Origin of the sequence: Pseudonocardia terrae (genome assembly GCF_021343995.1) — a bacterium.
Lineage (GTDB): Bacteria > Actinomycetota > Actinomycetes > Mycobacteriales > Pseudonocardiaceae > Pseudonocardia > Pseudonocardia terrae.
In genome coordinates, this window is the sequence record NZ_JAJTTE010000007.1 from 132880 (window position 1) to 159824 (window position 26945).

At 70.1% G+C, this 26945-nt stretch carries 27 protein-coding genes and 1 pseudogene; 23 read left to right on the forward strand and 5 right to left on the reverse strand.

Features of this window, described 5'->3' with window-relative positions:
- The first annotated feature begins 13 nt into the window (after positions 1 to 13).
- The 13 genes and pseudogenes from LWC33_RS06985 (at position 14) to LWC33_RS07040 (ending at position 13304) form a co-directional block, all read left to right on the forward strand.
- Positions 14 to 1114 (forward strand): NAD(P)-dependent alcohol dehydrogenase, encoded by a 1101-nt coding sequence (locus tag LWC33_RS06985; protein ID WP_233303410.1) that lies wholly within the window; start codon positions 14 to 16, stop codon positions 1112 to 1114.
- Positions 1115 to 1130: 16 nt separating this feature from the next.
- Positions 1131 to 1697 (forward strand): aldehyde dehydrogenase family protein, encoded by a 567-nt coding sequence (locus LWC33_RS34930; RefSeq protein ID WP_255691119.1) that lies wholly within the window; start codon positions 1131 to 1133, stop codon positions 1695 to 1697.
- Positions 1583 to 2574, forward strand: a pseudogene (locus LWC33_RS06990) (aldehyde dehydrogenase family protein). The gene LWC33_RS34930 and the pseudogene LWC33_RS06990 overlap by 115 nt, the downstream one beginning before the upstream one ends.
- 366 nt (positions 2575 to 2940) lie before the next feature.
- The gene (locus LWC33_RS06995; RefSeq protein ID WP_233303411.1) at positions 2941 to 3654 is read left to right on the forward strand and encodes a GntR family transcriptional regulator; all 714 of its coding nucleotides are present in this window, start codon (positions 2941 to 2943) and stop codon (positions 3652 to 3654) included.
- Between the two features lie 383 nt (positions 3655 to 4037).
- On the forward strand, positions 4038 to 5378 hold the full coding sequence (locus LWC33_RS07000; RefSeq protein WP_233303412.1) for an MFS transporter: 1341 nt from the start codon (positions 4038 to 4040) through the stop codon (positions 5376 to 5378).
- Positions 5379 to 5405: 27 nt separating this feature from the next.
- Positions 5406 to 6563: an amidohydrolase family protein gene (locus tag LWC33_RS07005; protein ID WP_233303413.1), complete on the forward strand. Its 1158-nt coding sequence runs from the start codon at positions 5406 to 5408 to the stop codon at positions 6561 to 6563.
- 1 nt (position 6564) lies between these two features.
- A complete protein-coding gene (locus LWC33_RS07010) occupies positions 6565 to 7788 on the forward strand; it encodes an alpha-hydroxy acid oxidase (protein ID WP_233303414.1) in 1224 nt (407 codons plus the stop codon).
- On the forward strand, positions 7785 to 8294 hold the full coding sequence (locus LWC33_RS07015; protein WP_233303415.1) for a Rieske (2Fe-2S) protein: 510 nt from the start codon (positions 7785 to 7787) through the stop codon (positions 8292 to 8294). Before LWC33_RS07010 ends, LWC33_RS07015 begins: the two co-directional genes overlap by 4 nt.
- Positions 8291 to 9406 carry an amidohydrolase family protein gene (locus LWC33_RS07020; protein WP_233303416.1) on the forward strand — a complete coding sequence of 372 codons (1116 nt, stop codon included), beginning with the start codon at positions 8291 to 8293 and terminating at the stop codon, positions 9404 to 9406. Before LWC33_RS07015 ends, LWC33_RS07020 begins: the two co-directional genes overlap by 4 nt.
- A complete protein-coding gene (locus LWC33_RS07025) occupies positions 9403 to 10209 on the forward strand; it encodes an HpcH/HpaI aldolase family protein (protein ID WP_233303417.1) in 807 nt (268 codons plus the stop codon). The genes LWC33_RS07020 and LWC33_RS07025 overlap by 4 nt, the downstream gene beginning before the upstream one ends.
- Positions 10206 to 11234, forward strand: a complete 1029-nt coding sequence (locus LWC33_RS07030) for a phosphotriesterase family protein (protein ID WP_233303418.1) — start codon at positions 10206 to 10208, stop codon at positions 11232 to 11234. Before LWC33_RS07025 ends, LWC33_RS07030 begins: the two co-directional genes overlap by 4 nt.
- Positions 11231 to 12175, forward strand: a complete 945-nt coding sequence (locus LWC33_RS07035) for a PDR/VanB family oxidoreductase (protein ID WP_233303419.1) — start codon at positions 11231 to 11233, stop codon at positions 12173 to 12175. Before LWC33_RS07030 ends, LWC33_RS07035 begins: the two co-directional genes overlap by 4 nt.
- 295 nt (positions 12176 to 12470) lie before the next feature.
- Complete coding sequence (locus LWC33_RS07040; RefSeq protein WP_233303451.1) at positions 12471 to 13304, forward strand: mycofactocin-coupled SDR family oxidoreductase; 834 nt, start codon at positions 12471 to 12473, stop codon at positions 13302 to 13304.
- On the opposite strand, the gene LWC33_RS07045 is transcribed toward LWC33_RS07040, so the two are convergent.
- A complete protein-coding gene (locus tag LWC33_RS07045) occupies positions 13297 to 14025 on the reverse strand; it encodes a carboxymuconolactone decarboxylase family protein (RefSeq protein ID WP_233303420.1) in 729 nt (242 codons plus the stop codon). The two genes, LWC33_RS07040 and LWC33_RS07045, sit on opposite strands and share 8 nt — an antisense overlap.
- Positions 14022 to 15704 carry a class I adenylate-forming enzyme family protein gene (locus LWC33_RS07050; RefSeq protein WP_233303421.1) on the reverse strand — a complete coding sequence of 561 codons (1683 nt, stop codon included), beginning with the start codon at positions 15702 to 15704 and terminating at the stop codon, positions 14022 to 14024. Before LWC33_RS07050 ends, LWC33_RS07045 begins: the two co-directional genes overlap by 4 nt.
- Before the next feature lie 115 nt (positions 15705 to 15819).
- Here LWC33_RS07050 and LWC33_RS07055 point away from each other — a divergent pair, with 115 nt between their 5' ends.
- Entirely contained in the window at positions 15820 to 16515 is a 696-nt protein-coding gene (locus LWC33_RS07055; protein ID WP_233303422.1) for a TetR/AcrR family transcriptional regulator, read from the forward strand.
- Between the two features lie 31 nt (positions 16516 to 16546).
- On the opposite strand, the gene LWC33_RS07060 is transcribed toward LWC33_RS07055, so the two are convergent.
- The 3 genes from LWC33_RS07060 to LWC33_RS07070 are packed head-to-tail and all read right to left on the reverse strand — an operon-like array spanning position 16547 to position 18635.
- A complete protein-coding gene (locus LWC33_RS07060) occupies positions 16547 to 17314 on the reverse strand; it encodes an enoyl-CoA hydratase-related protein (protein ID WP_233303423.1) in 768 nt (255 codons plus the stop codon).
- Positions 17311 to 18162 carry an enoyl-CoA hydratase-related protein gene (locus LWC33_RS07065; protein ID WP_233303424.1) on the reverse strand — a complete coding sequence of 284 codons (852 nt, stop codon included), beginning with the start codon at positions 18160 to 18162 and terminating at the stop codon, positions 17311 to 17313. The genes LWC33_RS07060 and LWC33_RS07065 overlap by 4 nt, the downstream gene beginning before the upstream one ends.
- A complete protein-coding gene (locus LWC33_RS07070) occupies positions 18159 to 18635 on the reverse strand; it encodes a nuclear transport factor 2 family protein (protein WP_233303425.1) in 477 nt (158 codons plus the stop codon). Before LWC33_RS07070 ends, LWC33_RS07065 begins: the two co-directional genes overlap by 4 nt.
- Positions 18636 to 18896: 261 nt before the next feature.
- On the opposite strand from LWC33_RS07070, the gene LWC33_RS07075 reads away from it, so the two are divergent.
- From LWC33_RS07075 to LWC33_RS07115, 9 genes are read left to right on the forward strand one after another with little or no spacing between them, the layout of a single operon-like run.
- On the forward strand, positions 18897 to 19394 hold the full coding sequence (locus tag LWC33_RS07075; protein ID WP_233303426.1) for a flavin reductase family protein: 498 nt from the start codon (positions 18897 to 18899) through the stop codon (positions 19392 to 19394).
- Between the two features lies 1 nt (position 19395).
- Entirely contained in the window at positions 19396 to 20508 is a 1113-nt protein-coding gene (gene ribB / locus LWC33_RS07080) for a 3,4-dihydroxy-2-butanone-4-phosphate synthase (protein ID WP_233303427.1), read from the forward strand.
- Between the two features lie 38 nt (positions 20509 to 20546).
- Complete coding sequence (locus LWC33_RS07085) at positions 20547 to 21701, forward strand: LLM class flavin-dependent oxidoreductase (RefSeq protein WP_233303428.1); 1155 nt, start codon at positions 20547 to 20549, stop codon at positions 21699 to 21701.
- Positions 21702 to 21729: 28 nt separating this feature from the next.
- Complete coding sequence (locus tag LWC33_RS07090) at positions 21730 to 22134, forward strand: nuclear transport factor 2 family protein (RefSeq protein ID WP_233303429.1); 405 nt, start codon at positions 21730 to 21732, stop codon at positions 22132 to 22134.
- Between the two features lie 57 nt (positions 22135 to 22191).
- Positions 22192 to 23298, forward strand: a complete 1107-nt coding sequence (locus LWC33_RS07095; protein ID WP_233303430.1) for an LLM class flavin-dependent oxidoreductase — start codon at positions 22192 to 22194, stop codon at positions 23296 to 23298.
- 35 nt (positions 23299 to 23333) lie between these two features.
- Positions 23334 to 24638 (forward strand): cytochrome P450, encoded by a 1305-nt coding sequence (locus tag LWC33_RS07100; protein ID WP_233303431.1) that lies wholly within the window; start codon positions 23334 to 23336, stop codon positions 24636 to 24638.
- 17 nt (positions 24639 to 24655) lie between these two features.
- Positions 24656 to 24847, forward strand: a complete 192-nt coding sequence (locus tag LWC33_RS07105; protein WP_233303432.1) for a ferredoxin — start codon at positions 24656 to 24658, stop codon at positions 24845 to 24847.
- A gap of 29 nt (positions 24848 to 24876) precedes the next feature.
- Entirely contained in the window at positions 24877 to 25617 is a 741-nt protein-coding gene (locus LWC33_RS07110) for an SDR family oxidoreductase (protein ID WP_233303433.1), read from the forward strand.
- A gap of 10 nt (positions 25618 to 25627) precedes the next feature.
- A complete protein-coding gene (locus tag LWC33_RS07115) occupies positions 25628 to 26944 on the forward strand; it encodes an MFS transporter (protein ID WP_233303434.1) in 1317 nt (438 codons plus the stop codon).
- Position 26945 lies beyond the last annotated feature (1 nt).

Genomic DNA, 26945 nt, shown 5'->3' on the forward strand with positions numbered 1-26945 from the left:
TCCGAGGATTCCCATGGACATCACTGCTGCTGTCGCGACCGCCGTCGGCGCCGACTTCTCCGTCGAGCAGGTCGCGCTCGACGGCCCTGCCGAGGGCGAGGTGCTGGTCGAGATCAAGGGCGTCGGTCTGTGCCACACCGACCTCGCCGCGAAGGACGGCCACCTGCCCTTCCCGCTCCCCGGCGTGTTCGGGCACGAGGGCAGCGGGATCGTGCGCGCCGTCGGCACCGGCGTCACCAAGGTCGCCGAGGGCGACTCGGTGCTGTTGAGCTTCGCCAGCTGCGGAGACTGCACGCAGTGCCGCCGCGACGAGCCGTCGTACTGCCAGAACTTCATGCCGCTCAACTTCGGCGGCGCGCGGCCGGGCGGCCCGAGCGCGCTGACCCGCGGCGGCGAGGCGCTCGGCTCGGACTTCTTCGGCCAGTCCTCCTTCGCCACCCACGCGCTGGCCCACGAGCGCAACGTGGTCAAGGTCGACGCCGACCTGCCGCTGGAGATCCTGGGTCCGCTCGGCTGCGGAGTCCAGACCGGTGCCGGTGCCGTGCTGCGCAGCTTCGACTGCCCCGCCGGCTCCTCGCTGCTGGTGCTGGGCGGCGGGTCGGTCGGCCAGTCCGCGGTGCTCGCCGCCGCGGCCCGTGAGCTGGACACGATCGTCGTCGTCGAACCGATGGCGTCCCGGCGTGAGCTGGCCCTGTCGCTGGGCGCCACGCACGCGCTCGACCCGGCCGACGGGCCGATCGACGAGCAGGTCCGCGCGATCCTCGCCGACGGCGTCGAGTACGCCATCGACACCACCGGCGTCGCGCCGGTCGTTCAGCAGGCGGTGGCCGCGCTCGCGCAGCGCGGGTCCCTCGGCATCATCGGCGTGCCGTCCGATCCCGAGGCGGCGCTGTCGCTGGGCCTGATCCAGGCGCAGGTCATCGGGATCACGGTGAAGGGCATCGTCGAGGGCGACAGCGACCCGGACGTGTTCCTGCCCGAGCTCATCGAGCTCTACCGCGCCGGTCGCTTCCCCTTCGACAAGCTGGTCACCACCATGCCGCTGTCGGAGATCAACGAGGCCGTCGCCGCCCAGCACCGGGGCGAGGCCGTGAAGATCGTCCTGATCCCCTGATCCCGAGGACTCTTCAATGATCGACTACGACTCGCTGTACATCGCGGGGGACTGGCGTGCCCCGGCCACCGGCACGCGCATCGAGGTGCACTCGGCTGCGACCGAGGAGCTCGTCGGCTCGGTCCCGGAGGCGGCCGAGCCGGACGTCGACGACGCCGTCGCGGCTGCCCGCCGCGCCTTCGACGATCCGCAAGGGTGGTACCGCTGGGAGCCCGCCCGGCGCGCCGAGGTCCTCGAGCGGTTCGCGCAGGCCCTCGAGGCCCGGGCGGCGGAGACCGCACGACGGGTCGCCGTGCAGAACGGCATGCCGATCGCGCTGGCGAACAACTTCGAGGGCGGCTTCCCGCCCGTCCTGCTGCGGTACTTCTCCGGCCTGGTCACCGAGAACCCGCAGGAGGAGACCCGGCCGGGCATGCTCGTGGCACATCGCGGGTCATCCGCGCGCCGATCGGCGTCGTCGGTGCGATCGTGCCGTGGAACGTCCCGCAGGCCATCACCTTCCTCAAGTTGGCCCAGGCGCTGGCCGCGGGCTGCACCGTGGTGCTCAAGCCGGCGCCGGAGACCGTGCTCGACGCGTTCCTGATGGCCGAGGCCGCGGTCGAGGCCGGGCTGCCCGAGGGCGTGCTCAACGTCGTGCCCGGCGGGCGGGACCTAGGCGCCTACCTGGTCGCGCACCCCGGCGTGGACAAGGTGTCGTTCACCGGGTCCACGGCGGCCGGGCGGAGCATCGCGGAGACCTGTGGCCGGCTGCTGCGGCCGGTGACCCTCGAGCTGGGTGGGAAGTCCGCGGCGATCGTGCTCGACGACGCCGACCTCGCCTCGACGATCTAGAGCTTCTTCGCCGCGACGCTCCTCAACAACGGGCAGATCTGCTGGCTGGGCACCCGCGTCCTCGCGCCGCAAAGCCGGTACCGGGAGGTCGTCGACACCGTCAGCGACCTGGTCCGCTCGCTCGCCGTCGGCGACCCGCTGCACGAGACCACCCAGGTGGGCCCGCTCGTGTCGTCCCGGCAGCGGGACCGGGTCGAGGGCTACATCGCCAAGGCAAGGCCGAGGGCGCGCGGCTGACCGTCGGTGGCGGTCGCCCGGACGGCCTCGACCACGGCTGGTTCGTGGAGCCCACCGTCTTCGCCGACGTGGACAACAAGTACACGATCGCCCAGGAGGAGATCTTCGGCCCGGTGCTCTCGGTGATCCCGTACGCCGACGAGGACCAGGCGGTCGCGCTCGCCAACGACAGCGACTCGGCCTCGGCGGCTCGGTGTGGACCGCCGACGGGGAGCGGGGCGAGGCCGTGGCCCGGCGCGTCGTGTCCGGCACGATCGGGATCAACGGCTACGTCAACGACCCGACCCCCCTTCGGCGGGGTCAAGGCCAGCGGGATCGGCCGCGAGCTCGGTCTGGAAGGGCTGCACGGCTACCAGGTGCTCAAGACGATCTACCTCGACCCCTCGTACTGACCTGGCTGAGTTGGATATGGTCCCCGCCGTCGGCGTGGCTGGGGATCGCGCACGCGCAGACCCCGGTTCAGCGCGAGGGAGCCAGTGTCCTGTTCACATCCGACGCCGCTCGCAAGATGATCGGCACCTGCTCCGCTTGCCCGAATCATTCCCGGACCGGGCCTGTCGGATAGCGCTGGGACGCGGTGAAACCCGCGGCGGTACGTCCGGTTGACGGTCTCGGTCTGTGATGCCCCTTGTGCCCGTCCGAGGGCGTCGTCACCTCCCTCTCGTACAAGAGCTCGGCGGCGACGGGCTCGAGGAGTGTCGACCTTGCGTCATCACACCATCACTGTCGGCGATCGGGTGGCTCGGTAGGATCGGCCCGTGGGTCGGACGGGTAAGGAGCAGCTGCGCGGCAACGTCGCGAGCGCGATCCGGGACCAGATCATGGCCCGCACCGTGCAGCCGGGCGAACCCCTGCGACTCGGCCAGCTGGCGGAGCAGCTCGGAGTGAGTGTGACGCCCGTTCGAGAGGCGTTACTGCTGCTGACCCAGGACGGCTGGGTGACCCACGAGCCGAACCGGGGTTTCCGGGTGTCGGCGGTCCGCCGTAAGGACGTCGAGGACACCTACCTGATGTGGGGCACCGCCGAAGGGGAGCTCGCGGCACGTGCCGCCACCCGGGCCACGGCCCGGGACGTGGACGAGCTGCGGAAGATGGACGCGCAGATCCGCGACGCAGACCCGTCCGACGGGCACCTGGCCACCTCGCTGAACTCGGCGCTGCACCATTATGTGTCGGTCATCGCGGACGCGCCCAAGTTGGAGTGGTTCGCCAGAGCGGCGAGCAGGCTCGTCCCCTTGCAGTTCCCGGAGAACTTCCACGTCGTGCCGGGTTGGTCGGACGTGAATCGCACCCAGCACACCCCTTTGATCGACGCCATCGCGGCTGGGGACGTCGACCAGGCGCGCATGCTGGCCAAGGACCACTTCATGGGCACCGGCGATCTGCTCATGCGGTGGCTGGACTCTCTGGACTTCTGGGGCGAGCCGGACGCACCGCAGACCCCTCGGGGGCCGGGCCGCCTCGCCGGCTGACCCGCCGGGAGCAGGCCGGAAGCAAGCGCCTGAGCGCCCGCCGAGGGTCCGATTCAGGGCCGTGGCGTGCATCTCCTCGGGGTCGCGGGGCGCGCCGTTCACCGCCGCCACGGTGTGGCGATGAGACGGCCTGATGCGCGGCTGAGTCGACGAGCTCGACCCGATGACTGTCGGGATCACGAGGCTGCGCTTCCAGCAGTCAGCACATGTGCCGGCGAAGGCCGCGTGCGCACGGGCGCCGGCGGACATCGAGCTTCGCCGCTTCGTCGCCAGGCACCCGGGGCGCAGGCTCTGGACAGCGCGGCGAAAGAACGTATATTCTTCGGTACAAGAATATACGATCGGGATAGCGCCTGATCGTGCTCCCACCATGGAGGTCGACGGTGACCGACTCGCAGATCGCTGCCCGCAGTGCCGACGGCACTCCGGCAGTCGATCCCGCCCAGCAATCCAGCCGACGCATGCGGAACCGGGTGCTCCTGTCGAGCTTCTTCGGTTCCGTGATCGAGTGGTACGACTTCTACCTCTTCGGCATCGCGTCCGCGGCTGTGTTCAACAAGCTGTTCTTCCCCGAGTTCAGCTCAACGGCGGGCACCCTCGCCTCATTCGCCACCCTCGCCGCGGGCTTCATCGCCCGGCCCATCGGCGGCATCATCTGGGGGCACTTCGGCGACAAGGTCGGCCGCAAGGGCATGCTCGTGCTCTCCATCGTCCTGATGGGCGTCTCGACGACCCTCGTGGGCCTCCTCCCCACCTACGCGGCGATCGGTATCTGGGCACCGCTGCTGCTGGTGCTGATGCGGCTGATCCAGGGGGTCTCCGCGGGTGGTGAGTGGGGCGGCGCGGTGCTCATGAGCATGGAGCACGCCCCCAGGCGTCGGGGGTTGTCCAGCTCGGTCGCGCAGATGGGTCTCTACGGCGGCATCCTGCTGGCCAACGGCGTGTTCGCGCTGGCCTCCGCCGCGACCGGGGACGCCTTCATGACGTGGGGCTGGCGTATCCCCTTCCTGATCTCTGCGGTCCTCGTGGTCATCGGCTTGTGGATCAGGCTCGGGGTCCAGGAGAGCCCGATCTTCAAGCAGGCCCGCGAGCGGGCGGAGCAGGCGGCGGGGGAGAAGCCCCGCGTGCCGCTGCTCGACGTCCTCCGCCGCCCGAAGAATCTGCTGCTGTCGATCGCGCTGGTGCTCGGTGCCTTCGCGGCGAGCGCCGTGTACGGCACCTGGATCGTCAGCTACGGCATCGAGGTCGGCTTCCCCCGGGCGGACGTCCTGAACGCCGTGCTCGTCTCCGCGGCGATCGGCCTGGTGTTCCAGCCGGTGTTCGCCTACCTGTCCGACCGTTGGGGTCGTCGCGTCGTCGTCGGGGTCGGCGCGGTCCTGCAGGCGCTCAGCTTCCCGGTCATGTTCGCGCTGATGGACGGCGGCAGCGTCGGCGCGATGTACCTGGGCATCTCGCTCGCCGCGTTCACGCACGCCATCGTCTACAGCCCACTGGGGGCGTGGCTGGGCGAGCTGTTCCCCACGACCCAGCGCTACACCGGCGCCTCGCTCGGCTACCAGATCGCCGGCACGATCGGCGGTGGCTTCGCTCCGCTGATCTGCGCCTCGCTGCTCGCCGCCTCGGGTGGTGGCACCGCCGGGATCTCCCTGTTCATCGGGGCCACCTGCCTGATCACGGTGATTGCGGTGTTCTTCGCCGCCGAGACCAGCCGCAGCACCCTGTAAGCCGCAACTCCGCAGAGGAAGCTCATCATGACCCTCACCGACGTCCGTCCGGTCGACGCGCCCGTCGAGGAGAAGCTCGGCATCATCGACACGGACTTCCACCCGATGCCGCTGCCGACCGACCCGCAGGTCGCCGAGCACCTGCCCAAGCGCTGGCGCGACTACATCGCGCGCTACGGCCTGGGCAGCTTCGGTGGCGGTGTGGCGCCCTCGCAGCGCGAGTTCACCCACCGGCTGGACGCGGTGGATTCCCGCGGCCGCGTGGGGGTGGACCCCCACCTGGCCGTGGAGCAGGTGGTCGACAAGTACGACATGTCCGCCGTGGTTCTGACCTGCCCGCAGACCTACATCATCACCCACGGCGGGGCGAACATGCCCTACGAGTGCGCGTTCGCGATCTACCGCGCCTACAACGACGCCCTGGCCCACACCTGGTCGGGTGCAGACGACCGCTTCAAGGCGAGCATCACCCTGCCCCGCGACCTCGCGGGCGCCGCCGACGAGATCGTCCGCTGTAAGGAGGGCCCGAACGGCGACTCCTATGTGCAGGTGCTGATGTCCCCGGCCGGGCAGGACCCGCTGGGCAAACAGCGCTACTGGCCGATCTTCGAGGCGTGCGAGCACTACGACATCCCGCTGGGCTTCCACGTGCCGGGCATGGGCCGGCAGCCCACCGGTGCGGGGCGACAGAACTTCTACGCCGAGATGCATGCGGCGTTCGCGGTCCTGCCGATCTCGATGGTGCCCAGTCTGATCTTCGAGGGCGTGTTCGAGCGCTTCCCGAGGTTGAAGATCGCGCTGCTGGAGCTGGGCTGGGACTGGGCCGTGCCGTTCTCCTGGCGGCTCGACGCGACCTTCGAGAAGCTGCGCGACGAGCTCCCGCACCTGACCCGGAAGCCGTCGGAGTACCTGCGGGAACACTTCTGGTTCTCCACGCAGCCGATCGAGGAGCCCGAGAACCCGCAGTGGACCCCGGACGTCTACGCGATGTTCGAGGAGTCCGGGTTCGCGGACCGGCTGATGTTCTCCTCCGACTACCCGCACTGGGACTTCGACTCGCCCTACGAGTCGGTGCCGCGGTCGTTCCCGCTGGAGCGACGCCGTCGGATCCTCGGGGCGAACGCCAGTGCGCTGTACAAGATCCCGCTGCGGGCGGGACACGGCATCCCGGCAGTGGGGGCCTGACATGGCCCTGGTGGAAAACGTTCGCCGCAGGCGGGCGGCCCGGCTGCTCGACCACGGGGACGCCCAGCGTGCCGCGGCCCGGGTGCTGCCGCGCGGGATCCGGGAGTACGTCGACGGCGGCTCCGAGGGGGAGGTGACCCTCGAACGCAACGCCCGCGCGTTCCGGGACGTGGCCTTCGCGCCGCGGATGGCCACCTGGGTCGACCAGCCCGACCTGTCCACGAAGGTGCTCGGCACCCCGATCGACCTGCCCGTGCTCACCGCCCCGTGCGGCGGGATGCGCCTGGTGCACCCGGACGGCGACCTCGGGCTGGCGACCGGGGCCGCGCGGGCGGGCACGATTCACGTCGCCAGCTCGGCGGCCGGCTACACGCTCGAGGACATCGCCGCGGTCGAGGGGCCGCAGTGGTTCCAGCTCTACCGCTTCTCCTCGCAGGCCACGATGGAGAACCTGGTCGGTCGGGCGCAGACGGCCGGCTACTCCGCGCTGGTCGCCACGGTCGACACGGCCGTGGCGGGCTTTCGGCCGCGGGACTACAAGAACGGCTTCAGCTACTCGATGCGGGTCAACGCCCGCAACGCCGTGAAGCTCGCACCGCAGCTGCTGCCCAAGCCGGCTTGGCTGGCCCGATACCTGCTGGACGGGCTGCCCTTCGAGATCCCGAACACCGCCGAGGTCACCGTCGACGGCAAGCCGATGGTGCTCACCGAGATGACCAAGGGCGGCGCCGGCTCGCACTCGCCGACCTGGACCGACCTCGACTGGCTGCGCGCGAACTGGCCCGGACCACTCGTGGTCAAGGGGATCATCACCCCGGCCGACGCCCAGCGCGCCGTCGACGCCGGGGCGGACGCGGTGATCGTGTCCAACCACGGGGGCCGCCAGCTCGACGGCTCCCCAGCCACGCTGACCGCGCTCCCACGGATCGTCGACGCCGTGAGCGAGCAGGCCGAGGTGTTGCTGGACAGCGGGATCCGGCGTGGCAGTGACGTGCTCAAGGCGTTGTCGCTGGGCGCCCGCGCCGTACTCGTCGGCAGGCTGCCGGCCTGGGGGCTCGCCGCGGCCGGCACCGCGGGCGTCGAGCGGGTCCTGGAGATCCTGCGCACCGAGATGGTCCGCACGATGCGGCTCATGGGCTGCCGCAGCGTCGCCGACCTGGACCCGACTTGGCTGGACCCGGAGACCGTGCCCGGCCACCGCACGAAGGAGGTGGAGGTCCTGTGACGGCCTCACCCACCCGCCCGGCCCGCACCACCCGCTTCGTGGTCGGCCGAGTCGACGAGATCCCGCCGGGGGAGCGCCGGATCGTCGAGGCGAACGGCCGCGAGATCGGCGTGTTCAACATCGGCGGCACGTTCTACGCGATGCTCAACCGCTGTCCGCACCTGGGCGCGCCGCTGTGCGAGGGCGGTGTCGTCAACCAGATCGAGTCCCCGGTCCCCGGCGAAGTCCGCCTCGACGAGGGCCAGACCTTTGTGACCTGCCCATACCACAACTGGGAGTTCGACGTCGAGGACGGCCGGTCCTACTGGAACCCGCGACTGCGCGCCCGCCCGTTCTCCGTCGCCCTCGAGGGCGCCGATGAGGTCAAGGCCGCGCTCGACCGCGGCGAGCTCGGCCGAATCCCCGGCCCCTACACCGCCGAGACCGTCGACGTGGCGGTCGAGTCCGACTACGTCGTGCTGTCCCTGCGGCCGGCCCGCCAAGAACAGCCCGGAGGAAAGCCATGACCACCGCACTGCTGCAGGGCACCACCCGGGACACGCTGTGGACCGGACCGGTGATCGACTGCGACGTGCACGCCACCCCGCCGTCGTTGGAGGCGCTGTTCCCCTACACCGACCCGGTGTGGGTGCAGGGCGCCCGGGAGCGCGGCTGGAAAGGCCCGAACGGCCAGGCGCTGGCGTACCCGCCGAACGCGCCGACGACAGCGCGGGACGAGTGGCGCCCCGAGGGCCGGCCCCCGGCGTCCCGCCTGGAGGACCTGCAGCGGCACGTCCTGGACCCGTGGCGGACGGAGGTCGCGCTCGTCAACACCGCCTACGGCGTGGACTCGCTGCGCCACCCGGACTGGGCCCCGGCGCTGGCCCGCGCGGTCAACGACTGGCTGATCGCCGAGTGGCTGGACCGCGACCCGCGGCTCGTCGGCTCGATGGTGGTCCCGGCCCGCGACCCCGCCGCGGCCGCCGCCGAGATCGAGCGCGTCGGCTCGCACCCGCGGATCGTGCAGGTCACCATGCCTGTGCGCTCGGAGCGGCTCTACGGGCAGCGGGTGTTCTGGCCGATCTACGAGGCGATGACCCGCCATGACCTGGTCATGGGCCTGAGCTGGGGCGGCACTTCGGAGGATGCGCCGTCCCCCACGGGCTACGCGTCCTGGTATGCCGAGGAGTACGCGGCGGAGATCCAGGTCTACGGTGCGCAGCTGACCAGCCTGATCTACGAGGGCATCTTCCAGAAGTTCCCCGGCATGCGGGTCACGATGCTGGAGAGCGGCTTCGCCTGGCTGCCCACCTGGACCTGGAGCATCAACAAGAAGTGGAAGGGCCTGCGCCGCGAGATCCCGTGGGTCGACCGCCTGCCCACCGAGATCATCCGGGACCACTTCCGGTTCTCGATCGCCCCGGCCGACCTCGGCCCGGACGCGCACGCCCGCCGGATCATCGAGTGGCTGGGCTCCGAGGACATCCTGATGTTCGCCACGGACTACCCGCACCTCCACACCGACGACCTCGCCCGGGTGCTGAACCTGATGCCGGAGTCCATGCGGCCCAAGGTGATGCACGAGTCCGCCCGACAGTGGTACCGGCTGGACAAGGCCGCGGGGACGGCGCCGTCGTGAGCTACGCCGTCACGACCGAGGCCAACGCCAACCGGCTCCGCGGGATCCTGGAGTCGGGTGGGCGGGCCGTCGGCCTGGCCTGCCACACGGGGGACCCGCACGTCGCGGAGACTCTGGCGATGGCCGGGTTCGACTACCTCTACCTCGACCAGCAGCACAGCGTGGGCGGACTCGCCAGTCCCGTGGAGATGCTGCGGGCCACCGCCCGGACCGGCACCACCGCGCTCGTCCGGGTCGCGACCAACGACCCCGTGCTGATCGGTCGGGCGCTCGACGCCGGCGCCGAGGGAATCATCGTGCCCAATGTCGAGTCGGCCGAGGACGCTCACCGGGCAGCGGCGGCCGCGCACTACCCGCCGATGGGGGTGCGCAGCTGGGGGCCGACCCGGTCGGCCTACGGCCTCGGCCCGGACCCGGCGACCGTCAACGGCCAGGTGCTGTGCCTCGTCATGATCGAGACCGCCGAGGGCGTGGCCAACGCGAAGGAGATCACTGCGGTCCCCGGCGTGCACGGCGTGTACGTCGGCCCGGGCGACCTCGCCGTCAGCCTCGGCCTCGACCCGGTCACCGGCCCCCGCGACGAGCGGCACCGCGCCGCCGTCGCCGAGATCGTCGCGGCCTGCGCCACGGCAGGCATCGCGGCCGGGATCACCGGTGACCCCGCCACGGAGGCCGCGCGCGGCTTCCGCATGGTCACCGCCGGCTCGGACGTCGGCTTCCTCAAGGCGGGCCTGGCCGCTGCCCGCGCCCGTCGCGACGCCCTGATCAGCAAGAACGACACCGAAGGAGATGCCACCGCATGAGCACCGTCAACACCCTGCGCGGCCCGATCGACAGCTCGCAGATCGGCACCACGCTGATGCATGAGCACATCATGGCTCGCAACCCGGAGCTCGAGCAGAACATCGTGCACCCGGAGTACGACGAGGCCGCGATCTTCGAACGCGCTCGGAAGAGCCTGACCTCGCTGCACGAGGACAAGGGCATCGACACCTTCGTCGACCTGACGGTGCTCGGCCTGGGTCGGGACATCCCCACCGTGCAGCGCCTCGCCGAGGGCGTGCCGCTGAACATCGTCGTGGCCACCGGCTACTACACCGCCAAGGACCTCCCGACGTACTTCCACACCCACGGTCCGGACGGGCTGGTCGGGAAGACCCTCGGCGGCCCGGACGTGCTGGAGACGATGTTCGTCGAGGACATCACCGAGGGCATCCCGCGCACGGACGGCGTCAAGGCCGGGATCATCAAGATCGTCACGGACGAGCACGGCATCACCCCGGACCTCGACCGGGTCTACCGCGCCGCCGCCCGCGCGCAGGCGGAGACCGGCGTGCCGATCTCCACGCACACCAACGTTCACCACGCCAACGGCCGGGACCAGCAGAAGTGGTTCAAGGCCAACGGCGTCGACCTCGAGCGGACGGTCATCGGGCACAGCGGCGACTCGACCGACCTGGACTACCTCCGGGAGCTGATGGACAACGGCTCCTTCATCGGCATGGACCGCTTCGGCATGGAGTTCGTGCTCGACGACGAGTCCCGCGTCGACACCCTCGCGAAGCTCCTCGAGCAGGGCTACGCCGAGAAGATCACGATCTCCCACGACGCCGGATTCTTCTCGATCAACACCCCGCCGTCGTGGCGCGCGAAGCACACCCCGAACTGGCACCACCACCGCATCTCGGACTACGTGCTGCCCGAGCTGCGCAAGCGTGGGGTCACCGAGGACCAGATCACGCAGATGATGGTCGTCAACGCCGTGCAGGTGCTCACCGGCGACGCCGAGGCGACCAAGGCCGTGGCCGCGAAGGTGCTCGGGCCGTGACGGAGGACCTGACCGCGGTCGTTGCGGCGATCGAGGCCGAGGCGGACGGGATCGTCTCGCTGCGCCTGGAGCCCGCGGTGGGAGAGAAGATGCCGGCCTGGGAGCCCGGCGCGCACGTCGACCTCGTCCTCGGCCCGGACCTGGAGCGGCAGTACTCGCTGTGCGGGGACCCGACGGACCTGTCCCACTGGCGGCTGGGCGTCTTGCGCGAGCCCGAGAGCCGCGGTGGCTCGGCGTACGTGCACGAGACCCTCGCCGTCGGCGACCAGGTGGTGTGCCGGAGCCCCCGGAACAACTTCGCCCTGGTCGACGAGAGCGAGTACCTCTTCATCGCGGGCGGCATCGGGATCACCCCGATCCTGCCCATGATCGCGGCCTGTGAGGCGGCGGGGAAGCCGTGGCGGCTGTTCTACGGCGGGCGCCACGAGTCCACGATGGCGTTCCGCGGCGAGCTCGCACCCTACGGCGAGCGGGTCACGTCGTGGCCGCAGGACACCCACGGCCTCCTCGACCTGGCCACGATCCTCGGCACCCCCACTGGGGGCACCGCGATCTACTGCTGCGGCCCCTGCGTGCTGCTCGACGCCGTGGAGCAGCAGTGTGCGGCGTGGCCGGCGGGGGCGCTGCACCTGGAGCGGTTCCGCCCCAAGGAGGGGGCGCTCGACGGGGTGAACACCGCGTTCGAGGTCGAGCTGGACGCCTCGGGCATCACACTGACCGTCACGGCCGACCAGACCCTGGCCGAGGCGATCGAGGCGGCAGGGGTGGACATCCCGACCTCCTGCCGCGAAGGCACCTGCGGGACCTGCGAGACCTTGGTCCTGGAGGGGGAGCCGGACCACCGCGACTCCTACCTCAGCACAGAAGAGCAGGCCTCCGGCGAAGTCATCATGCCGTGCTGTTCCCGCTCCCGGTCGCCCCGCCTCGTTCTCGACCGCTGACATACCTGCTCAGCCCGCCAGGCGCCCCGGATCCCGGGGCGCCTTCGGCATGTCCGGCCCCCCAGAAGTACAGCGAGCCCAGCCAGGGCATGAGCAGTTCTCCGGTGCCGCGGAAGTGCGCGGTGATCCCATCCCGGGACGCGTCGACGTCACCGGCCGCGAGTGCGTCGATCAAGGGAGCCGGCCTGGGTGCGGTCGACCTCGGACCAGCCCGGTTCGCGAGTTTACATAAGCGTTGATGGTTTACGTCAACGTTGATAGCGTCCCAGGGGCATCACCTCGTCGAGGAGGAGGAATCGTGGGAGTGCTCGAAGGCAAGGTCGCGCTGGTCACCGGGGCGGCGCGGGGCCAGGGGCGGAGTCACGCCGTCCGGCTGGCCGAGGAGGGCGCGGACGTCATCGCGGTCGACATCTGCGCGCAGATCCCGTCGGTGGAGATCCCGATGGCGACCAAGGAGGACCTCGAGGAGACCGTTCGGTTGGTCGAGGCGTTGGACCGGCGGATCGTTGCGAGCGTGGCAGACGTGCGGGACGGAGTGGCGCTGCGTGAGGCCGTGAACGCGGGTGTGGCCGAGCTGGGTCGGCTCGACATCGTGTGTGCCAACGCCGGCGTGTACGCACTGACGCTCGATGAGCCGACCGATCCGGTCGAGCGGCGGCAGTTCTGGCAGGACACCATCGACGTGAACCTGACCGGGGTGTGGAACACCGTCGATGCCGCGGCGCCGATCATGATCGAGGCGGGCAACGGCGGGGCGATCGTGTTGACCGCCTCCACGGCGGCGTCGAAGTCGGCGGCGAACCGCAGCCTGGCGATGGACGCCTACACCGCGGCCAAGCACGGTGTGGTCGGTCTGATGCGCAACTTCGCGGTGGATCTTGCGCCGCACAGCATCCGGGTGAACACGGTGCACCCGACCGGCGTGCACACGCCGATGGTGGAGAACGCGGTGGTCGAACGGTACATGGCGGAGAACTCCGGCTTCGCGAAGCTGGTGCTGAACTCGCTGCCGGTCGACGCCGTCGACCCGGTCGACATCAGCAACGCGATCGTCTACCTGGCCTCGGACGCCGGGCGCTACGTGACCGGTGTCCAGCTGCCGGTCGACGCGGGCTTCCTGGTCAAATGAGCGGGACCGGGTGCGGGCAGCCTGCCCGCACCCGGCCGTCGCACTCCGCTGCGGGCACTCCTGGGTGGGAGGGGGCCGCGGCGGCGATGTCGAGCGCCCGGCGGACCGCAATGCGTCCCGCACCGAGGCGGACGGCGTTGGCCAGGTGCAGTCGGACGCCGGGCAGGTACCGGTGGGTGGGCGTGGCATCGCAGGCCATCGCGATCAGCTCCTTGAGCCGTCCCCGGACGGTCCCGCTCCGCCAGGGCAGGGCGCAGTAGGCGAAGAACGCCTGGTAGGCGTCGGGGGAGTGCTCGAGCAGGGCGTCCAGGAACCCCGGGATCTCGCGGTCGAAGTCCGCCCAGTAGGGGTCGTCGCCGTGCAGACGGGACCGCAGCCCGGCCCGCTCCTCGTCGATCGGCGCGGCCGGCGTCCCGCGCTCGCGCAGGATCGCCGAGAGGCGCCGGGTGCCTTCCATCAGGGTGTGGACGCCGAGGGCGGACACCAGGACGAGGGTCTCCTGGACCTGCTCGGGCGTCGCGCCCGCGTCGAGCGCCCGGCAGACGGCGTCGTCGATGCCGGCGGGATCGAGGGTGCAGACCGAGGCGTGGACGGCGAGTCGGATCAGCGCGGCCGAGAGGCCGTCGAGGTCGGGTCCGTCGGGAACCGGTTCCAGGAGCGTCTCGGCGGCCTCCCGCACCTCGGCGACGGTGACCAGGGTGCGTCGCAGTCGGGTGGTCACGAGGTGCTTCCCACCTCGGCGAGCGGTGCCGCCGGCGCGGCGACGCGCGCCCGCAGCTCGTTCTTGTTGATCTTCGTGGCGGATCGGGGCCACTCGTCCGCGGTCAGGAAATGGAAGGCCCGGGGCACCTTGTAGCGGGCGATGCGGCCCGTGCAGAAGTCCAGGAGCTCGGCCTCGGTGACGGTGTGCCCGACCTTGACCTCGACAAAGGCCACCGGGACCTCGTCGAGCCGGGCATCTGGGCGGCCCACCACCTCCACCCACTCCACGGCGGGGTGCCGAGCGACGAAGGACTCGATCTCGACGGCGGCGACGTTCTCCCCGCCGACCTTGAGCATGTCCTTGAGCCTGCCGTGGAAGGCGACCTGGGCCTCGGGGGTGAAGCTGTAGAGGTCGCCGGTGTGCAGCCAGCCGTCGGCGTCGAGCGCATCGGCGGTCTTCTCCGGGGCGCGGTAGTACCCCTCCATCACCGAGTAGCCGCGCAGCAGGATCTCGCCGATCACCCCCGGTCCGACGTCGGCTCCGGATTCCACGTCGATGATCCGGATCTCCATGCCGGGGCAGGCCTTGCCCTGCGCGCGGGACCTCAGGTCGACGTCGTCCTCCCGGTCGCTGACCGCGTAGATTCCGGCGGCTTCGGTCATCCCGCAGGCGGCGACGAGCTCGCACCCGGGTAGCAGCGTCTGTACGCGCTCGAGCAGCACGCTGGGGCCGATGAGGAGCAGCGAGCGCAGTGCCGACAGGGCTGCCGGGTCGAACTCCGGGTGGTCGAGCAGCGGCTGGACGAGGGCGGGGAACCAGGGGAACGCGACCGTCACGCGCTCACGGACGAGCAGTTCGAGCGCGCGCGTGGGGTCGAAGTGGACGTCGGTCACGAAGGTGCCGGCGGACCCGATGACCCCGAGGAACGGGGAGAGGGTGCCGATGTGGAACAGCGGGCCGGGGGACCAGGTCACGTCGTGGTCGCCGGTGCCGAAGCGGTGGCGCGCCCGGTCGACGGGGCCGCGGGTCATGGCCTCGTGGGTGAGCACGCAGCCCTTGGGGTTGGCGGTGGTGCCGGAGGTGTACATGATGGCGCCGACATCGCGGAGCCGGACCCGGGCGCGCAGCACGTCGACCTGCGCGGGATCCACGCCGTCGGCGAGGGCGTCGAACCGCGACCGGGGGAGGAAACCGGGGCTGGACTCGCCGGCGAGCAGGGCGGCGGCGCGCAGCCGTCGTGCCTCGGGAAGGTCGAGGGCGGTGGGGTCCGCGGCGGCGGCCAGCGACGGCAGCCCCTCGCGCAGGGCCCCCGCGAGGTCGCTGTGTTGGCCCTCGGCCGCCGTGGTCAGCAGCACGACGACGTCCCCGTCGTCGATCACGTGGCCGAGCTCCGCGGCGCGGTGGCGGGCGTTGAGCGGCACGACCACCGCGCCGATCAGGCTCACCCCGAAGAACGCCTCGACGTACTCGACCCCGTTGGGGGCCAGCAGCGCGACGTGCTCGCCGGGCCGGACCCCGAGACCGAGCAGGCCACGGGCGACGCGGTGCGCCCCGGCCAGCAGGTCGGCGTAGCTGACCCGCGCGGTCGGGAGGACGAGGGCGGCCCGGTCGGGGTGTTCGGTGGCGGCGCGGACGAGCAGGTCGGCGATGGGGGATGCCTCCGTCCACCGCGCGGTGCGGTCGGGCGACGCTCTCATGGGTCCTCCTGAACTTCTCACACGCCGTCGTACGGGTGCACGAATTGTGGTCATTCTTCCATTACTGCGGCAGCCGGGGAACATTTCCGGCAAACGCGGTGGTATCGTCCGCCACATGGCTTCTCCCACCCGGCGTCCACCGGAGTCCGCGGCGGGCAGCGGGTTGTCGAAGCGCAGGCGCAGCGCACAGATCGAGGGCAGCGCCACCTACCAGGCCAAGCGCAACGAGCTGCTGCAGATCGCCGGGGACGTCTTCAAGGAGAAGGGCTTCGAGGCGGCCACCCTGAACGACATCGCCGCCCGCTTCGGCACCGACCGCGCCGCGATCTACTACTACTTCGCGGGCAAGGAGGAGATCTTCCAGGAGGTCTTCCAGGCCACGGCGAAGAAGGTCCTCGACGAGAACCTCGCCGAGGCCGTCCGGATCTCCGGGCTGGAGATCAGCGCGCACGAGAAGCTCCGCATGTTGATCAGGCTGCAGATCACGTCGTACGAGGCGAACTACCCGTACGTCTACGTCTACATCCAGGAGGACATGGGCAAGGTCGCCTTCCAGTCCACGCCGTGGGCGAAGGAGATGGTCCGTAAGACCCGTCGTTTCGAGGGAATCGTCACGGACATCATCGCGGAGGGCATCAAGAATGGCGAGTTCCGGTCGGACCTGTCCGTTCCTCTGGTGGTTCGCACCCTTTTCGGAATGGTGAACTGGACGCATCGCTGGTTCAAGCCGGGGGACCGGAAATACACCGCCGAGCAGACTGTCGAGACGTTCTCGGCGATCTTCTTCGACGGGCTGCGCCACCAGGACTGAGCGGCGCAGCCCGGCCGGGGTCATCGCGGACTCACCGTCCGGTCCACACCGGCTTGCGCTTCTCGGCGAACGCGGCGAGGCCTTCGAGCTGGTCCTTCGTGCCCGCGTAGGCCTCGATGGGCTCGTAGCGGGTGCCGAGCGCCTGCTCCAACGACATGTCGAGGCCCCGCAGCGCGGCGTCCTTCGCGGCCTGGACGGCCAGCGGCGCGCAGGCCATGATCTTCGCGGCCCAGCGGTCCGCCGTGGCGGCGAGCTCGTCGACCGGGACGACCTCGTTGACCAGGCCGTACTGCTCGGCCTTGGTGACGGGGAGCCGGTCGCCGGTGAGGATCATGCCCATGGCGACGTGGTGGGGCAGTCTGCGCACGGCGCGGTGCAGGATCCCGGACTCGCCGATGATTCCGGCCTTGACCTCCGGGATGAAGAACTGGGCGTCGTCGGCCGCGACGATCACGTCCGCGCACATCGCCAGCTCGAAGCCGCCGCCGATGACGTAGCCGTGCACGGCGGCGATCAGCGGCTTGCGCAGGACGTAGCGGGGCCCGCCGACACCGGTGAGGCCGCCGCCCAGGGCCATCCGCCCGTCGCGGTCGGTGCCGCCGGAGACGTCCGCGCCCGCGCAGAACGCCTTCCCGGGGGTGGCGTCGAGGACGGCCACCCAGATGTCGGGGTCCGCGTCGATCTCGGTCCAGGCGGCGAGCAACTCGTCGTCCATGGCGGGGGAGATGGCGTTGAGCGCCTTGGGGTTGTCGAGCGTGACCCGGGCGACGTGGCCGTCCTTGGTGAACCCGATGCTCATGTGCGTTCCTCCGGTGGTGTGCGGAACTCGGCGATGGCCGTCTTGAGGCCGACCTCGCCGATCCATTCGCGCAGCTGCAGCACCGACGGGGACAGGTGCAGCAGCGCGTCCATCTCGGGCACCTGGGCGGCGGCGGTGCGCACGCCCATGGCGTCCATCGTGCGGTTGATCGAGAGCTTCTTGATGCGCAGGACGTCGGACGGGATCTTCGCCATCCGCGCGGCCAGTCCCTCGACGGTGGCCTGCACGCGGTCCGCGGGCACCGCCTGGTTGGCCCAGCCCCACTCGACGGCGGTGCGGCCGTCGATCGCGTTGCCCGGCAGGAAGGCGAGCTCCTTGGCGCGCTTCGGCCCGACCAGCGGGGCCCACAGCGGCGCGATGTAGCCGCCGCCGAGGGGAAGTGCGGGTTCGCCGATGCGGGCGTCCTCGGCGACGATCGTGAGGTCGCAGAACACGCACAGTTGTGTCGCGCCGGCGATGCAGTACCCGTGCACGGCCGCGATCACCGGCTTCGGGTGGTCCCAGATCGCCAGGTAGCGGTCGATGTTGCGGGCCAGGCGCTCCCGGTCGGCGACCGGGTCAGCGGCCTTCGGCTTGCCGACCTGGTCGACGTCGTAGCCGGCGCAGAACCCCCTGCCCTCGCCGCGGATCCCGACGACGGGCCCGCCGGCGTCGGTCAGCCGGGCCAGCGCGTCGGAGAACTCGTCGAGCATGGCGTTGGACAGGGCGTTGGCCTTGTCAGGCCGGGCGAGCACGATCCAGGAGATCGGGCCTGCGTGCTCGACGCGGATGTCGCGGTACGTGGGTAGGTCGCGCTGAGCCGAGGGTTCGCTCGCGAGCTGGCTCACGCGCGGCCGATCGGGATCTGCTGCTTGACGTGGAAGTCCACGACACCGGAGGCGCGCAGCTCGCGACGGGCGAACCGCCACTCGCCGTCGACCTTGACCAGCTCGTCGTGGTACTGGCCAAAGAAGTGTCCGTCCGGGCGGTCCTTCGTGTACTTGTGCCAGGCGTAGAGCACCGAACGCACCGTGGCCGTGCTCAAGTCGTCGCCGAAGTCCACGACGATGTTCGAGACGTGGTGGCTGGTGGCGGCGAAGAAGCTGCCGATCCCCGAGAGCGTCTCCCGGTAGGCGGCGCGGCCCTCGGCGCCGAAGTTCGGCCCGTACGCCACGTAGCAGTCCTCGGTGAACAGCGCCGCGATCTCGTCGGGGTGGTTCATGTCGAGGTGGAATGCGTAGTCGAACAGCAGGCGGTGGACCTTCTCGGTCTCGACCAGCTCGGCGACGAGCGCTTCGCTGGACTTCTGCGTGGTCGTCACAGGGGACCCTCCGGATCTCGTGCGGGAGGGGCATGCGTGGGCGTCCCCGGACGCCTCCTGGCCGCCACCTCCCTGTGCGCGGTCGGCAGCCACCGTATCTACATCGATGTAAACGCGCAATGAGTGTCGGGCGGCTGATCTCGGGCTGACGACCCGGCCGGACGATCGAGAGTTACGAGAGCGTTGACAGTTTACGTCGGTGTAGATAGCTTCGGTCCCGTCGTCGAGCGACGAGGCATCACCTCGAAGGGGAGGAGCCGCATGATCGAGCTCGAGAAGGTGACCGGGGACCCCGCCCGGCTGCGGCAGGTCTACGGGTGTTTCCCCAGCGGTGTCACCGCCGTCTGTGCGTTGGACGACGGCCTGCCCGTGGGCATGGCCGCCAGTTCCTTCACGTGCGTGTCGTTGGACCCGGCCCTGGTGTCGGTGTGCGTGCAGAACACCTCGACCACCTGGCCACAGCTGCGTGACCTCCCGCGGTTGGGGATCAGCGTGCTGGGCCAGGACCAGCGCGGCGCCGCCGGGCAGCTCGCGGCCAAGGACGGGGACCGCTTCGCGGGCCTCGAGTGGACCGAGACCCCGGAGGGGGGCCTGCTCATGCACGGCGCCGTCGCGTGGCTGGACTGTTCCGTGTACGCGGAGGTCCCGGCGGGCGACCACGCCGTGGTGCTGCTTGCCGTGCACGGGATGCGCGCCGAGCCGGGCGCTGCACCGCTGGTGTTCCACGGCAGCCGGTTCCGGCAGCTCGTGGCGGTGTGAGATGGACACCATCGAGCAGGCCCTGGCCGAGATCGCCGCGGGTCGCCCGGTCGTCGTCGTGGACGGCGAGGACCGGGAGAACGAGGGCGACCTGATCGTCGCCGCGGACCTGGTCGACACCGCGACCATGGCGTTCGTGGTGCGCCACACTTCGGGATTCGTGTGCGTCGCGCTGCCCGAGCAGGACTGCGAGCGGCTGGACCTGCCGCCCCTGCACCACACCAACGCCGACGGTTTCGGCACCGCGTACCGGGTCACGGTCGACGCGGCGGACGGGGTCTCGACCGGGATCTCGGCGCGCGACCGGGCCCGCACCGCTCGGGTTCTCGCCTCGCGGGCTTCGACGTCCCGCGACCTCGTCCGGCCGGGGCATGTCGTGCCCCTTGCGGCCCGGCCGGGTGGAGTGCTCGAGCGGACCGGGCACACCGAGGCCGCGGTGGACCTCGCCCGCCTCGCGGGGCTGCGTCCCGCGGGCGTGCTCTGCGAGATCGTCAGCACCCGGGAGCCGGGTCGCATGGCGCGGCGTCCGGAGCTGCTGGACTTCGCCGCCGAGCACGGCCTCGTCATGATCACGATCGAGGACCTCGCGACGTACCGCAGGCGCCGGGAGACCCGGGTCGAGCGGGTCACCGCGGCTCGCCTGCCGACCGTGAGCGGGACGGTCCGCGCCGTGGGGTACCGCGGTGTCCCGGACGGTGGCGAGCACCTCGCACTGGTCGCAGGGGAGGTCGCCGCGGCGGCGGACGTCCCCGTGCACGTTCACGTCGAATGCCTGCCGGGCGACGTGTTCGGGTCCGTGCGCTGCGGCTGCGCGCGCAGGCTCGACGCCGCGATGCGCGAGGTGGCGGTGACGCGCTGCGGAGTGATCGTCTACCTGCGCTCCGGTGCGGACCCGCACCGCACGCTACGCGAACAGGGCGCCTGTATCGGCAGGTTGGAGGCGCTCTGCGGCCCCCTGGACCCCGCGCTGGTGGCGGCGGTCCTCGACGACCTGGGTGTCCGGTCGATCCGGCACCTGCACAATCCCGCACCGGTCCGAGCGGCCCTGGGAGGCCTGCTCGGCGAGACGGTCCGGATCGGCCGTCCGGGCACGCCGTCCGGCGAGGTCGCCTGACACCTGCACCGGAGAAGACCACCGAGGAGACGGCTCTTGTGAGATTCAGTTTGATGCAGACCGGCGTGATCGGACGCCGGCACGAGCTCGAGGCCGGCATGGCCGGCCAGCGCGGTGACCTCTACCAGCGGTTCCTCGAGGAGATGGTCGGCTACATCAAGCTCGCCGACGAACTGGGCTACGACGCCTACTGCTCGCCGGAGCACCACCTCCAGGTCGAGGGCTTCGAGATCACGAACCACCCGGGCATCCTGGCCGCCTATGTCGGCCTGCACGCCCAGCGGCTCAAGGCGGGGATCCTCGGCTATGTCCTCCCGACCCACAATCCGGTCCGGGTCGCCGAGGAGATCGCGACGCTGGACCACATGTTGCGGGGCCGGCTGATCGTCGGGTTCACCCGCGGCTACCACGCCCGCTGGGTCGACGCCTACGCCGCGGTCCGGGGCATCGGGGCCACCAACGTCACCCACGCCAAGGCCAAGAACGAGCAGGACGCGATCAACCGCGAGATCTTCGAGGAGTCCGTCCAGATCGTGAAGAAGGCCTGGGAGAACTCGATGTTCTCGCACAAGGGCAAGTACTGGGAGTACCCGCCCGAGGGCGGCTCGGCCGGTCACCCCGGCTACGCGGAGTTCGGCGCCGGGCAGGACGAGAACGGCGTCGTCCGGGAGATCGGCATCGCGCCGCGTCCCTACACCGACCCGCACCCCAAGCTCTACGGCGCGTTCGCATACTCCATGCGCACGGTGGACATGTGGGCCCGCGAGGGCGGCAAGCAGATCGTGTTCGCCAACGACCTCGACTTCTGCGACGCCCTGTGGAACCGCTACACCGAGACCGCCAAGAAGGCGGGGCGGGACGTGAAGCGGGAGGACGTCGGTGCCTGGGGCGGGTTCCTGATCCTGACCGACTCGAAGGAGGAGGCGCAGGAGCTCGAGGCGGAGCACCGCTGGTTCTGGGACAAGTGGTTCATCCCGCACGGCCAGCAGTTCCCCAACGTCCTGATCGGGACCCCGGACGACATCTCGAGGCAGATCGAGCAGGCCCACGAGCGGCTCGGGTTCGACGAGTGCTTCCTCATGTTCGGCCAGGGGCACCTCGAGCCGGAGCGACAGAACGCCGAGCTGGTCCGGTTCGCCGAGGAGGTCGCCCCCCGCTTCTCCAGCAAGGCCCCAGACGGAACCCTCGTCTGATCCGTCCCGCTCATCCGAGGAGGCAACGATGCCGAGCACCGAGGACAACAAGGCCGCCGTCACCCGGTTCCTGGAGCTCTTCTCCGAGGGGAACCCCGAGAAGACCCTCGCCGCCCTCACCGACGACGTCACCTGGTGGGTCTCGGGGAAGCTCGAGGGCATGTCCGGCTCCTACGACAAGGCCGGGTTCGGACAGCTGATCGGTGGCGTGGCGGACGTCTACAAGGCGCCCCTGCGCATCACTCCGCGCTCGATGGTCGCCGAGGGCGACTCCGTGGCCGTCGAGGCCGACTCGTACGCGGAGCTGAAGGACGGGCGGGTCTACGACCCGCGCTGCCACTTCCTGTTCCGCGTCGCGCCCGACGGGCGCATCGCCGAGGTGCACGAGTACCTCGACACCCAGCACGCCAAGGACATCTTCTTCGGCGGCTGACCCTCCGGAAACCCCGCACCTGAACGACGACGTCCAGCAACGAGGAGCACAGAACAGATGGATTCCGGTCTCATCCACATCCCGTACATGCGCCCGGAGCGCACCAGCCGGCAGACCTTCGAGTGGGCGCTGGAGAACGCTCGTCAGGCGGACCAGGCCGGGCTGACCGAGTTCATGGTGGCCGAACACGCGACCCAGAAGTGGGAGTGCATCCCCACCCCGGAGCTGGTCATCGCAGCGGCGGCCACGCAGACGGAGCGGATCAAGTTCGCTCCGATGGCCCATCTGCTTCCGCACCACCACCCGGCCGACCTGGCGATCCAGGTGGGCTGGCTGTCCCAGATCCTCGAGGGACGCTACTTCCTCGGTGTGGGCGCGGGGGCGTACCCGCAGGCGTCGTACCTGCACGGCATCACCGACCTGCAGAACAACCCGAAGCGGGTCCGCGAGTCGCTCGAGATCATGGAGAAGATCTGGAAGCGCGAGCCGTTCTTCCACGAGGGCGAGTTCTGGAACGCCGGCTACCCGGAGGAGGTCGACGACGGCCTCGGCCACGACGACCACAAGCTCGCCGACTTCAGCCCCTGGGGCGGCAAGCTCGACATCGCCGTGACCGGGCTGTCGGTGAACTCGCCGTCGATCCGGTTCGCCGGTGAGCGCGGATTCATGCCGGTCTCGATCTACTCCGGGTCCTCGATCCTCAAGACCCACTGGGAGACCTACGAGAAGGCCGCCCTGGAGAACGGTCACACCCCGGATCGGTCGAAGTACCACGTCTCCCAGACGGTGTTCGTCGCAGACACCGACAAGGAGGCCAAGAAGCTCGCCATGGAGGGCGGCATCGGGTACGCCTTCGAGCGGTACCTGTGGCCCATCTGGGAGCGCTTCGGCATGCTCGAGGGCTACATCAAGGACGCCGGCGCCGAGCCGGGCGACGTCGACCTCGAGTGGATCTGCGACAACGTGTGGGTCGTCGGCTCCCCGGAGACGGTGATCGACAAGCTCAACACGCTCTACGAGTTCACCGGTGGGTGGGGCACCCTGCAGGTCGAGTCCCACGACTACATGGACGACCCGTCCCCGTGGTTCCAGTCCCTGCAGCTCATCGCGCAGGAGGTCGCTCCCAAGATCCAGCTGCCCTTCAGCTCGTCCGGCCAGAGCTGAGCGCTCACCCCAGAGGAGCGAGAGGGTGCCGTGCGATGGCACCCTCTCGCCCCTCATGCCTAGCGACCCTGGAAGTGCCATCCCTTCGGAACACCGGAGAAGAGAGCAGCCCTGCAATGACGCAGTCCTTGCCCGAGCACATCCCCGGCATCCTGACGCCGGCGTTCGAGTCCGACCCCTACCGCTCCTACGCGCTGATGCGCGAGGAAGCCCCTCTCTACTACGACGACCAGCTCCAGGCATACGTCATCAGTCGCTACTCCGACGTCGCCCGCGCCTTCAAAGATCCCGCGTTCACCAACCGCAACTACGAGTGGCAGCTGGAACCCGTGCACGGCCGGACCATCGTGCAGATGGACGGCCGCGAGCACGCGACGAAGCGGGCAATCGTGGCGCCCTGCTTCCGACCTAAGGCGATCCTCGGCAAGCTCACTGCGATCATCGAGGGGAACGCCGTCCGACTGGTCGATGAGTTTGTCGGCCGGGGAAGCTGCGAGTTCTCCGCGGAGTTCTCCCGGTTGTACCCGATCAACGTCACCGCTGACATGATGGGCCTGCCGGTTGAGGACCTCGAGACCTTCCGCGGGTGGTACAGCGCGATCATCGACTTCCTCGGCAACCTGACTCAGGACGAGGCCGTCACGCAGGCCGGCCTGCGCGCACGCGACGAGATGGCCAAGTACATGTTGCCCGTCATCGCCGAGCGGCGGCGCAACCCCGGCGACGACCTGCTCTCGACGCTGTGCGCCGCCGAGGTCGACGGGGTGCAGATGTCCGACGAGGAGATCAAGTCATTCGCGAGCCTCCTGCTGACCGCCGGCGGTGAGACCACCGACAAGGTGCTGACGAGCCTGCTCGCCAAGCTGGTGGAGCATCCCGACCAGCTCGCCGACGTGCGCCGGGGCCGGTCGTTGATACCGGCGGCCCTGGCCGAGACCCTGCGTGTCGCCCCGCCACTACACATGGTGATGCGGCAGACCGCCGTGGACGTCGAGATAGCCGACGGAGCGATCCCGGCAGGGAGCACCGTCGTGTGCCTGATCGCGTCGGCCAACCGTGACCCGGCTGTCTTCTCCAACCCGGACCACTTCGACATCCACCGCACGGACGTCGACGCCTCCCGCGAGTTCTCCGGCGCGTCCAAGCAGCTCGCCTTCGTCCACGGACGGCACTTCTGCGTCGGCTCACTCTTGGCCAAGCAGGAGGTGGAAGTCGGCCTGAACGTCCTGCTCGACCGCACCTCCGACATCCGCCTGCAAGCCGGGTTCGTCCCCGTCGAGGAAGGCGTCTTCACCCGTGCCCCACGCAAACTGCTGCTCGACCTGACCCCGGCGCCCTGATGGCCGGGCACACGCGCGTGAGCGTCGACATGGACAGATGCGTCTACACGCTGCAGTGCACCTACCACGCCCCGACCGTCTTCGACGTGAACGACGACGGCGAGATGACCTACACAACGGAGGTTGCCGGCGACGCGGCGGAAGCCGTCAGGACTGCTGCCGAGCTATGCCCCTCCCAGGCCATCCGGCTTGCCCCGGACACGCGCTGATCACACCTCAAGTACCGAAAGGCGGAGAAATGGGACGTCTTCAGGACAAAGTTGCCCTGATCAGCGGGGGAGCGCGCGGAATGGGGGCGGCGCACGCTCGCGCCATCGTCCACGAAGGCGGTCGCGTCGTGCTCGGTGATGTCCTCGAAGCCGAGGGAAAAGCCTTGGCCGACGAGCTTGGGGACTCCGCGCGGTTCGTGCCGCTGGACGTGACCCGCGAGGAGGACTGGGGCGCCGCGGTCAGGGCTGCCACCGATGCGTTCGGGAAGCTCAACGTGCTGGTGAACAACGCCGGCATCTGCACAGTGGGCAGTCTCTTCGACTACACGCTCGAAGACTGGAACCACATCATCGGGGTCAACCTGACCGGCCAGTTCCTCGGGATTCGGGCGGCGGTGAGCGCTCTGTTGGAGAGCGCACCGTCCTCGATCATCAACATCTCGTCGACTCAGGGTGTCGAAGGCATCGCCGAACTGCACGGCTACACCGCCTCCAAGTTCGGCGTACGTGGCCTGACGAAGTCGGCGGCCCTGGAGCTCGCGTCGCGAAACGTCCGGGCAAACACGATCTGTCCGGGCACGATCGCGACGCCCATGAACGAGGGACTCGACGTCAGCGGATTCAACCCGATGAACCGGAAGGCCGACCCGGCGGAGGTCTCCTCCTTGGTCGTGTACCTCGCCAGCGATGAATCCAGCTTCATCAGCGGCACCGAGATCCTTGTCGACGGCGGCGAGCTCGCCGGCCATGGGCCGTTGATCGCGAAATAGGGGACAGGAGATGACGAAGACCGTCAGCGGGGAGAGCAGCCCGGTGATCGACGTGCGTGCCTCGCGGCGCGCGCTCGTCGCGGGCTCCATCGGCAATCTCGTCGAGTGGTACGAGTACGCGCTCTACGGCTACATGGCGCCCGTCATCGCCGGGCTCTTCTTCCCGACCGGCGACGGTGTGGCCGGCTTGCTGGCCACCTTCTCGCTGTTCGCCCTGGCGTTCTTCCTCAGGCCCGTCGGAGCGGCGGTGTTCGGCCGCTTCGCCGACCGGGCGGGCCGTCGTCCGGTGCTCGTCCTCATCATCACCCTGATGTCCGGGGCCACGGCGTTGATCGGTGTCCTGCCCACCTACGCGACGATCGGCGTCTGGGCGCCGCTGCTGCTCACCGTGCTGCGGGTGGTGCAGGGACTCGCGGCGGGCGGGGAGTTCGGTGGTGCGGTGTCGCTGATGGCCGAGTACGCGCCGCCAGGCCGGCGTGGGCTCTACGGCTCGTGGTCGTTCTTCACCACGGTGATCGGGTTCGTGTTCGGGGCCGGGATGGCCACCGTGCTGATCGCCGTCCTCCCCGACGACGCCCTGGCCTCCTGGGGCTGGCGCATCGGCTTCCTCGTCGCCGCCCCGATGGGCCTCATCGCGCTCTACCTGCGGATGCGGGTCGACGAGACACCGTCGTTCCGCGCCGCGACTGGCGCGTCACCCGTCACGTCGACGCCCGCGTCAGTAAGCGCGCGGGAACCGGGGCTGCTGCGGCAGGTGTTGACCACGGTCGGGATCGTCGTCGTCTACTCCTGCACCGGTTACACGTTCATGGTGTTGATGCCGACCTACCTGTCGAAGACCCTGGGGATGTCACTGAAGCAGTCCTACGTGCTCACCCTGATCAACGGCACGGTCGCGGGTCTGGTCGTCCCGTTCGCGGGTGCGTGGTCGGACCGCGTCGGCCGTCGCGCCGTGATGCTCGTCGGCACCGTCGGCACCCTCGTGCTGTCCTACCCGCTGTTCCTCATGCTCCGCGGCGGCTTCGGTGCCGCTCTGGTCGCCCTCGTCGTGGCCGGCGTGCTGATCGGCCTGGTCGGCGGACCGCTACCGGCGCTGCTGTCCGAGCGGTTCCCGACGCGCACCCGGGTCACCGGAGTCTCCTTGGCCTACGCGGTGTCGGTGGCGCTGTTCGGCGGGACGGCCCCGTTCATCATCACCGCGGTCGTCTCGGCGACGGGCAACTCGCTGGCCGCGGCCTGGTACACGATCGCCTGCAGCCTCATCACGCTCACGACCCTGCTGGCACTACGGGGAACAGCGGCCCACCGACAGGCCCTGCGGGACTGAG

Excerpts from the sequence above, each read along its gene's own strand:
- LWC33_RS06985 (WP_233303410.1), top strand. The coding sequence starts at position 14 with ATGGACATCACTGCTGCTGTCGCGACCGCCGTCGGCGCCGACTTCTCC.
- LWC33_RS34930 (WP_255691119.1), top strand. The coding sequence starts at position 1,131 with ATGATCGACTACGACTCGCTGTACATCGCGGGGGACTGGCGTGCCCCG.
- LWC33_RS07005 (WP_233303413.1), top strand. The coding sequence starts at position 5,406 with ATGACCCTCACCGACGTCCGTCCGGTCGACGCGCCCGTCGAGGAGAAG.
- LWC33_RS07010 (WP_233303414.1), top strand. The coding sequence starts at position 6,565 with ATGGCCCTGGTGGAAAACGTTCGCCGCAGGCGGGCGGCCCGGCTGCTC.
- LWC33_RS07020 (WP_233303416.1), top strand. The coding sequence starts at position 8,291 with ATGACCACCGCACTGCTGCAGGGCACCACCCGGGACACGCTGTGGACC.
- LWC33_RS07030 (WP_233303418.1), top strand. The coding sequence starts at position 10,206 with ATGAGCACCGTCAACACCCTGCGCGGCCCGATCGACAGCTCGCAGATC.
- LWC33_RS07050 (WP_233303421.1), bottom strand. The coding sequence starts at position 15,704 with ATGAGAGCGTCGCCCGACCGCACCGCGCGGTGGACGGAGGCATCCCCC.
- LWC33_RS07055 (WP_233303422.1), top strand. The coding sequence starts at position 15,820 with ATGGCTTCTCCCACCCGGCGTCCACCGGAGTCCGCGGCGGGCAGCGGG.
- LWC33_RS07060 (WP_233303423.1), bottom strand. The coding sequence starts at position 17,314 with ATGAGCATCGGGTTCACCAAGGACGGCCACGTCGCCCGGGTCACGCTC.
- LWC33_RS07075 (WP_233303426.1), top strand. The coding sequence starts at position 18,897 with ATGATCGAGCTCGAGAAGGTGACCGGGGACCCCGCCCGGCTGCGGCAG.
- ribB (WP_233303427.1), top strand. The coding sequence starts at position 19,396 with ATGGACACCATCGAGCAGGCCCTGGCCGAGATCGCCGCGGGTCGCCCG.
- LWC33_RS07090 (WP_233303429.1), top strand. The coding sequence starts at position 21,730 with ATGCCGAGCACCGAGGACAACAAGGCCGCCGTCACCCGGTTCCTGGAG.
- LWC33_RS07095 (WP_233303430.1), top strand. The coding sequence starts at position 22,192 with ATGGATTCCGGTCTCATCCACATCCCGTACATGCGCCCGGAGCGCACC.
- LWC33_RS07100 (WP_233303431.1), top strand. The coding sequence starts at position 23,334 with ATGGCACCCTCTCGCCCCTCATGCCTAGCGACCCTGGAAGTGCCATCC.
- LWC33_RS07110 (WP_233303433.1), top strand. The coding sequence starts at position 24,877 with ATGGGACGTCTTCAGGACAAAGTTGCCCTGATCAGCGGGGGAGCGCGC.
- LWC33_RS07115 (WP_233303434.1), top strand. The coding sequence starts at position 25,628 with ATGACGAAGACCGTCAGCGGGGAGAGCAGCCCGGTGATCGACGTGCGT.